Annotated in this window: 6 protein-coding genes; 4 read left to right on the plus strand and 2 right to left on the minus strand. The window is 72.8% G+C overall.

Translation table 11 applies throughout. The features are described 5' to 3' along the window. The first annotated feature begins 284 nt into the window (after positions 1–284). The 4 genes from VF825_RS16270 (at position 285) to VF825_RS16285 (ending at position 5,907) form a co-directional block, all read left to right on the plus strand. Positions 285–1,025, plus strand: a complete 741-nt coding sequence (locus VF825_RS16270) for a response regulator transcription factor (RefSeq protein ID WP_331115229.1) — start codon at positions 285–287, stop codon at positions 1,023–1,025. 14 nt (positions 1,026–1,039) lie between these two features. Continuing rightward, the gene (locus tag VF825_RS16275; RefSeq protein ID WP_331115231.1) at positions 1,040–2,512 is read left to right on the plus strand and encodes a sensor histidine kinase; all 1,473 of its coding nucleotides are present in this window, start codon (positions 1,040–1,042) and stop codon (positions 2,510–2,512) included. A gap of 64 nt (positions 2,513–2,576) precedes the next feature. Next, the gene (locus VF825_RS16280) at positions 2,577–4,622 is read left to right on the plus strand and encodes a glycosyltransferase family 39 protein (RefSeq protein WP_414695887.1); all 2,046 of its coding nucleotides are present in this window, start codon (positions 2,577–2,579) and stop codon (positions 4,620–4,622) included. A gap of 10 nt (positions 4,623–4,632) precedes the next feature. After that, entirely contained in the window at positions 4,633–5,907 is a 1,275-nt protein-coding gene (locus VF825_RS16285) for a bifunctional glycosyltransferase family 2/GtrA family protein (protein WP_331115235.1), read from the plus strand. On the opposite strand, the gene VF825_RS16290 is transcribed toward VF825_RS16285, so the two are convergent. Both VF825_RS16290 and VF825_RS16295 read right to left on the minus strand, forming a co-directional pair. Next, positions 5,898–7,112 carry an acyl-CoA dehydrogenase family protein gene (locus VF825_RS16290; protein ID WP_331115237.1) on the minus strand — a complete coding sequence of 405 codons (1,215 nt, stop codon included), beginning with the start codon at positions 7,110–7,112 and terminating at the stop codon, positions 5,898–5,900. The two genes, VF825_RS16285 and VF825_RS16290, sit on opposite strands and share 10 nt — an antisense overlap. A gap of 48 nt (positions 7,113–7,160) precedes the next feature. Continuing rightward, a partial coding sequence (locus VF825_RS16295; protein WP_331115239.1) for a hypothetical protein occupies positions 7,161–7,634 on the minus strand: 474 nt, incomplete at its 5' end.

Here is a 7,634-nt window from a genome sequence, read left to right on the forward strand (position 1 = left end):
GCGGCATACGTGAGGGTGTCGACCTGGACCGGCCCGGCGGCGATCGGGCGGGTGGCGGTGGGCAGCTCCGCGGTGGGGCTGTGGGCCCAGGGCGGCTGCGGGGACGAAGCACTCATGGTGGCTCTCCTCGGGGGCGGGGTCTTCGCCGTCGAGACTGGGCCGCAGGCCTGTGACGGGGCTGTGACGGTCGTGTCGGGTCGCTGAGACCCCACCACAGAGCGTTGACAGGATTTATACAGGAACTCGCGATGGTCTCTTCAGGTAATCCCGCTTCACTGAGTGCCATGAGCCAGTCGACCACCCGCCCTGCGTCCGCCCCGCTGCGTCGTTTCGACGGCGCCCCGGTGCGCGTCCTCGTCGTCGACGACGAGAACAACCTCACCGAGCTGCTCAGCATGGCCCTGCGTTACGAGGGCTGGGAGGTCCGCTCGGCGAGTAGCGGCATGGCGGCCGTGCGTGCCGCCCGCGAGTTCCAGCCCGACGCCGTCGCGCTGGACATGATGCTGCCGGACTTCGACGGCATGGAGGTGCTGCGCCGGATGCGCGCGGACAACCCCAACGTGCCGGTGCTCTTCCTCACCGCGCGCGACGCCGTGGAGGACCGGGTCGCGGGGCTCACCGCGGGCGGGGACGACTACGTCACCAAGCCGTTCAGCCTGGAGGAGGTCGTGGCCCGGCTGCGCGCACTCATGCGCCGCACCGCCGTCATGGCCGAGGACGCCGGGTCCCAGCTGGTCGTCGGTGACCTGGTCATGGACGAGGACAGCCACGAGGTCACCCGCGGCGGCGACCCGGTCAACCTGACCGCCACCGAGTTCGAGCTCCTGCGCTACCTCATGCGCAACCCCAAGCGGGTGCTGTCCAAGGCCCAGATCCTCGACCGGGTCTGGAACTACGACTTCGGCGGCCAGGCCAACGTCGTCGAGCTCTACATCTCCTACCTGCGCAAGAAGATCGACGTGGGCCGGGAGCCGATGATCCACACCATGCGCGGTGTGGGCTACGTGCTCAAGCCCGCGACCTGAGCCACAGTCACTCCATGAGCCGCCCCGCGTGGATGCGTCCGGCGACCTGGACACTGCGCTCAAAGCTGGTCGCCTCGACCGTCGCCCTGTTCCTCATGATCACGGTCGCCACCGGCGTGGTCACCGTGCTGGCACTCAACGGCTTCCTCATGGGGCAGCTGGACGGCCAGCTCACGGCCCAGGCGCAGCGTGTCACCGATGGCGGACGCCCACCGGGCGGGGGCGAGCCGGGCCAGCTCGGGGGCCCGCGCACCGACCGCGGCACCCTGCCACCCGGCCTGGGCGGCGGCTTCCTCCACGTCGAGCTCTCCGGGTCCTCGGTCGACGAGGGCTTCGTCGTCACGCCCGCCCAGGGGCAGGTCAACCTCAGCACCGCCCAGCTGACCCGGCTGGAGGAGGCCGGCGTCGGCAGCCGGCCCACCACCGTCGACCTCGGGGGCACCACGGGCAGCTACCGGCTCGTCGCCACGCAGCGCGCGGACGGGCGAGTGCTCCTCACCGGTCTGCCGGTCGGACCGCAGCGCGAGACCGTGGCCCGGCTCTCGTTCATCGTCATCATCGCCACCGCGTTCGGGCTCGTCGCGGTCACCGCGGCCGGACGCTGGCTGGTGCGCCGCAACCTGCTCCCGCTCGAACGCGTCGCCACCACCGCGACCAAGGTCTCGCACCTGCCGCTGGACTCCGGCGCGGTCGCCCTCGCCGAGCGCGTGCCGGCCGAGTTCACCGACGAACGCACCGAGGTCGGTCAGGTCGGCTCGGCGCTCAACGGCCTGCTCGACCACGTCGGCGAGGCGCTGAACGCCCGCCACGAGAGCGAGATGCGCGTGCGTCAGTTCGTTGCCGACGCCAGCCATGAGCTGCGGACGCCCCTGGCGTCCATCCGCGGGTATGCCGAGCTGTCCCGCCGCGCGCCGGAGCCCGTGCCGCCCTCGGTGGCCCACGCGCTCGGGCGCGTGGAGTCCGAGGCGCAGCGGATGACCGAGCTCGTCGAGGACCTGCTGCTGCTGGCCCGCCTGGACGCGGGCCGCCCGCTGGAGCGCGAGCCGGTCGACCTGACCCGGCTGGTCGTCGACGCCGTCAGCGACGCCCACGCCGCCGGGCCCGACCACGTCTGGCAGCTCGACGTGCCCGAGGACGCCGTCTCCGTCTCCGGCGACTCGGCCCGGCTGCACCAGATCGTCGCCAACCTCCTGGCCAACGCGCGCACCCACACCCCTCCCGGGACCACCGTGCGCACCAGCGTCGCCGCGACCAACGGGGAGGTGAGCGTGACCGTGGAGGACAACGGTCCGGGCATCCCGGAGTCGTTGCAGCCCAACGTGTTCCAGCGGTTCGCCCGGGGTGAGGCCTCGCGCTCACGTGCCGCCGGCAGCACTGGCCTGGGTCTGAGCATCGTGCACGCGGTGACCCTGGCCCACGGTGGGCGCGTCGACCTGTCCAGCCAGCCCGGCCGGACGACCTTCCGGGTCGCGCTCCCGGCTCACTAGCCCACCTCAGCCGCCTCACAGGGGCGGCACAGGGCCGGCTCCCAAAGTCGACGTCATGGACACCATGACGCTTCCCAGGCACGCGGCGCAGCCCGTGGCCGGACCCGTCGAAACCACTGCGCCGCAACGCTCCTGGGAGCGTCCCGCGCTGGTCGGCCTCCTGGTCGCCACCGCTGCCCTCTACTTCTACGGGCTCACCACCAGCGGATGGGCCAACTCCTTCTACTCCGCGGCCGTCCAGGCCGGCAGCGAGAGCTGGAAGGCCTTCTTCTTCGGCAGCTCCGACACCGGCAACTCGATCACCGTCGACAAGACCCCCGCCGCGCTGTGGGTGATGGCCCTGTCGGTGCGGGCGTTCGGGCTCAGCTCGTTCAGCATCCTCATGCCCGAGGTGCTCATGGGCGTCGCCTCGGTCGGCGTGCTCCACGCAACGGTCAAGCGCCAGTTCGGAGCCGCCGCAGGGCTGCTCGCCGGTGCGGTCCTCGCACTGACGCCGGTCGCGGTGATGATGTTCCGCTTCAACAACCCCGACGCGCTGCTGGTGCTCCTGATGACTCTCGGGGCGTGGGCGACGATGAAGGCGATCGAGAAGGCCAGCCCCCGCTGGCTCATCTGGGTCGGCGTCCTCGTCGGACTCGGCTCCCTCACCAAGATGCTGCAGGCGCTGCTCGTCGTGCCGGCCTTCGCCCTGGCCTACCTCGTCGCCGCGGACACCCCGCTGCGCAAGCGCATCCTGCACCTGCTCGCTGCCGGCGCCGCCATGGTCGTGTCCGCCGGCTGGTGGCTGGCCATCGTCGAGCTCATCCCCGCCTCCGACCGTCCCTACATCGGTGGCTCGCAGACCAACTCGATCCTCGAGCTCGCCCTGGGCTACAACGGTCTGGGCCGGATCACCGGCAACGAGACCGGCTCCGTCGGCGGCGGCGCCGGCCCGAACGGCACCACCATGTGGGGCGCCACCGGTCTGACCCGGATGTTCAACGGCGACATCGGCGGCCAGGTCTCGTGGCTCATCCCCAGCGCGCTGATCCTGCTCGCCGTCGGCCTGTGGCTGCGCGGCCGGGCACCGCGCACGGACGCCCGTCGCGCGGCATACATCGTCTGGGGCGGCTGGCTGGTCGTCACGATGCTCACGTTCAGCCTGATGGCCGGCATCTTCCACGCCTACTACACGATCGCGTTGGCCCCGGCCATCGGCGCCCTGGTCGGCATGGGCGCCAAGGAGGCCTGGGAGCACCGGCACGGGCTGGTCGGCTCGCTCACCCTCGCCATCGCCACCGCCGTGGCGGCGATCTGGTCCTACACGCTGCTGGCCCACACCCCCGAGTGGTTCCCGTGGCTGCGCGTGGCGGTCGTCGTCGCGGACCTGTTCGCCGCCGCGATGTTCCTGGTCATCGGCCGGGTCGACCGCCGCGCCGTCCCGGTGGTCGCCGCCGCGGCGCTGGTGGCCGCCCTGGCCGGCCCCGCGGCATACAGCCTGTCCACCGTGGCCACCCCGCACACCGGTTCCATCCCGAGCGCCGGGCCGTCCGGGCAGGGCGGCACGGGCGGCCCCGGTCGCGGTCTGGCGGGTGGTCCCCCCGGAGGGTTCGGCGGGTTCAGGGGCGGCTTCGGTGGTCAGACCCAGCCCGGCCTGACGCAGAACGGCACGGGCACTCGGGGCGGCACGGCCCAGGGTGGCATGGGAGCGCGCGGTGGGATGGGCGGACTGCTCGACGCCAGCACCCCGAGCACCGCGGTCGTCTCGGCCCTGTCGGCGAACGCCTCGAAGTACACCTGGGTCGCCGCGGCGATCGGCTCGCAGAACGCGGCCGGCCTGCAGCTGGGCACCCGGCTGCCGGTGATGGCGATCGGCGGCTTCAACGGCAGCGACCCCTCGCCGACACTGGCGCAGTTCCAGGCGTGGGTCAGCCAGGGCAAGGTGCACTACTTCCTCGCCGGCGGCCAGGGCGGACCCGGCGGCGGCAGGGAGGGGTCGGGCACGGCCAGCCAGATCAGCAGCTGGGTGGAGCAGAGCTTCAGCGCGGTGACGATCGGCGGCTCGACGTTCTACGACCTGACCCAGCCGACCAGCGGCACCACCTCCTCCACCACGACCAGCGTGAGCTGAGGTGACCCCGATGAGCGCCCGCCCCGTCCTCGACGTCGTCATCCCCGTGCACAACGAGGAGCAGGCCCTGCCGGCGTGCGTCCGCCGGCTCGCCGGGCACCTGCACGCGACGTTCCCCTACCCGTTCCGGATCACCGTGGCCGACAACGCCAGCACCGACCGGACCTGGGAGGTGGCCCTGGGCCTGGCGGCGTCGATGCCCGAGGTGTCCGCCGTGCACCTGGACCAGAAGGGACGGGGCCGGGCGCTCAGGGCGGTCTGGTCGGCCTCCGAGGCGCCGATCCTGGCGTACATGGACGTCGACCTGTCCACCGACCTCGACGCCCTGTGGCCGCTGGTCGCCCCGCTGATGTCAGGGCACTCCGACGTGGCGATCGGCAGCCGGCTCGCCCGCGGCGCCCGCGTGGTGAGGGGCGCGAAGCGGGAGGTGATCTCCCGCGCGTACAACCTCATCCTCCGGGCGGCGCTGGGCGCGCGGTTCAGCGACGCGCAGTGCGGGTTCAAGGCGGTCCGCGCCGACGTGGCCGCCGAGCTGCTGCCACTGGTGGAGGACCCGACGTGGTTCTTCGACACCGAGCTGCTCGTCCTGGCCGAGCGCAGTGGGCTGCGCATCCACGAGGTGCCGGTCGACTGGTTCGACGACCCGGACAGCCGCGTGGCCATCGTGCAGACCGCACTGGACGACCTGCGCGGCGTGCGCCGGGTGCGCCGCGGGCTGCACTCCGGCCGGCTGCCGGTGGAGGACATCCGCGCCCGGATCGGCCGGCGCCCGCACGAGCAGCAGCTCGCCGGCCGGCTGGTCGGCCAGCTGTGGCGCTTCGGCGGGATCGGCGCCGCCAGCACGGTCCTGCACCTGGGCCTGTTCGCGTTGCTGCGACCCGGGCTGTCCTCGGCTCAGGTGGCCAACGTGCTCGCGCTGTTCGTCGCCACGGTGTTCAACACCGCGGCCAACCGGCGGTGGACCTTCGGAGTGCGCGACCGGCGCGGGGCGGGACGTCAGCAGGCGCAGGGGCTGCTGGTGTTCGGCATCTCCCTGGTGACGACCAGCGCCACGCTGGGGCTGCTGCACGCGCTGGCGCAAGGCGCGGGCACCGGCGCGCAGACCCTGACCATCGCGGTGGCCAACGTGATCTCGACGGCGGTGCGGTTCGCCGCGATGCGCTGGTGGATCTTCCGCCCCGCCGAGACTTCCCCACCGAACGCACCGATTCCGTCGAATCCAGCGCTCTCGGGCCTCGAGACGACGGAACTGATGCGTTCGGTCGAGGGGGTGCGTCAGGCGTAGCGCTTGAGCTCGCGCCGGGCGAGGGCCATGCGGTGGACCTCGTCCGGCCCGTCGGCCAGGTGCAGCATCCGCGCCTGGGCGTAGAGCTCGGGCAGCACCGTGTCCTGGCAGACACCCATCCCGCCGTGGGCCTGCATCGCCCGGTCGATCACCCACGTGGCCATGTCGGGCACCGCGACCTTGATCGCCGAGATCTCCACGGCGGCGCCGCGGTTGCCGACGGTGTCCATCAGCCACGCGGTCTTGAGCACCAGCAGCCGGGCCTGCTCGATGCGGATCCTCGCCTCGGCCACCCACTCCTGCACGACGCCCTGAGCGGCCAGCGGCTTGCCGAACGCCACGCGCTGCTGCACCCGCTCGCACATGAGGTCGTAGGCGCGCTCGGCCATGCCGATCAGCCGCATGCAGTGGTGGATCCGCCCCGGCCCGAGCCGGGCCTGACCGATGGCGAACCCCCGGTGGAGCTCCCCGAGGAGGTTCTCCCGCGGGACCCGCACCGCGTCATACACGATCTCGGCGTGCCCGCCGTGCGGGCCGTCCGTGTAGCCCAGCACGTGCGTGGACCGGCGCACGTCGACGCCCGGGGTGTCCAGCGGGACGACGACCATGCTGTGCCGCTGGTGCCGCTCGCCCTCGGGGTCGGACAGGCCCATGACGATCGCGACCTGGCACTCCGGGGCCATCGCGCCGCTGGACCACCACTTGCGACCGGTGACGACGAGCTCGTCCCCGTCCTCCTCGATGCGGGTCGCGATGTTGTTGGCGTCGGAGCTGGCGACCTCGGGCTCGGTCATCGAGTAGGCCGAGCGGATCTCCCCACGCAGCAACGGTTCCAGCCACCGCTCCTGCACCGCCGGCGTCGCGAAGTGCGCCAGCACCTCCATGTTGCCGGTGTCCGGCGCGGCGCAGTTCATCGCCTCGGGGGCCAGCATCGGGGAGCGGCCGGACAGCTCGGCCAGCGGGGCGTACTCCAGGTTGCCCAGCCCCGCGCCGCGCTCGCCGGGCAGGAAGAGGTTCCACAGCCCTCGCCGTTGCGCCTCGGCCTTGAGCTCGGCCATGACCGGCGGACGGCCCCAGGGGTTGGTGTGCGCCTGCGCCGCGACCTGCTCGTGGAAGGTCGCCTCGGCCGGGTAGACCACCTCGTCGAGGAAGGCCTGCACGCGCTCGCGCCACTGCTCCATGACCGGGGTGTAGCCGAAGTCCATGGCCCGACCCTAGGACACCGCGGTATGCCGCGCTCCTCGCCGTCCGGGTCAGCCCCGGGGGTCGTCCCCGCGCGGGGCCTCGGGCATCTGCTGGGCGATGAGGCGCATGAACAGCCAGATGAGCGCGGTCTGCCACGCCAGGATGACCAGGATCAGCAGCGGCCACCAGTGCGTGACGGCCTCGGCCCGGGCGGCGCGGGGCACGGCCCCGAGGCTGAACACGGCCAGCAGGAACGAGGCCCACAGCGCCACCACCGCCGCCCGGTAGCCGCGGCTGGGGTCGCGCGGCGGGTCGATGCCCAGCGCCCGGACGTCGTGCGGCGGGTGGTCGCGCAGCATCCGCCGCGTCGAGCGGTAGACCCGCGTGCGGGGGTAGTCCCGCGCCAGCATCGCGCGCACCCGCGCCGCCGCCCGGGGCCGCCACAGCAGCGAGGCCGGCAGGGTCACCGCCTCGATGCGGGCGCTCTCGGCGCGGAACCCGCGGTCGCCCAGCACGCACCGCCCGCGCGCCGCGACGACGGC

This window comes from Oryzihumus sp. (assembly GCF_036391795.1).
Classification (GTDB): domain Bacteria; phylum Actinomycetota; class Actinomycetes; order Actinomycetales; family Dermatophilaceae; genus Oryzihumus.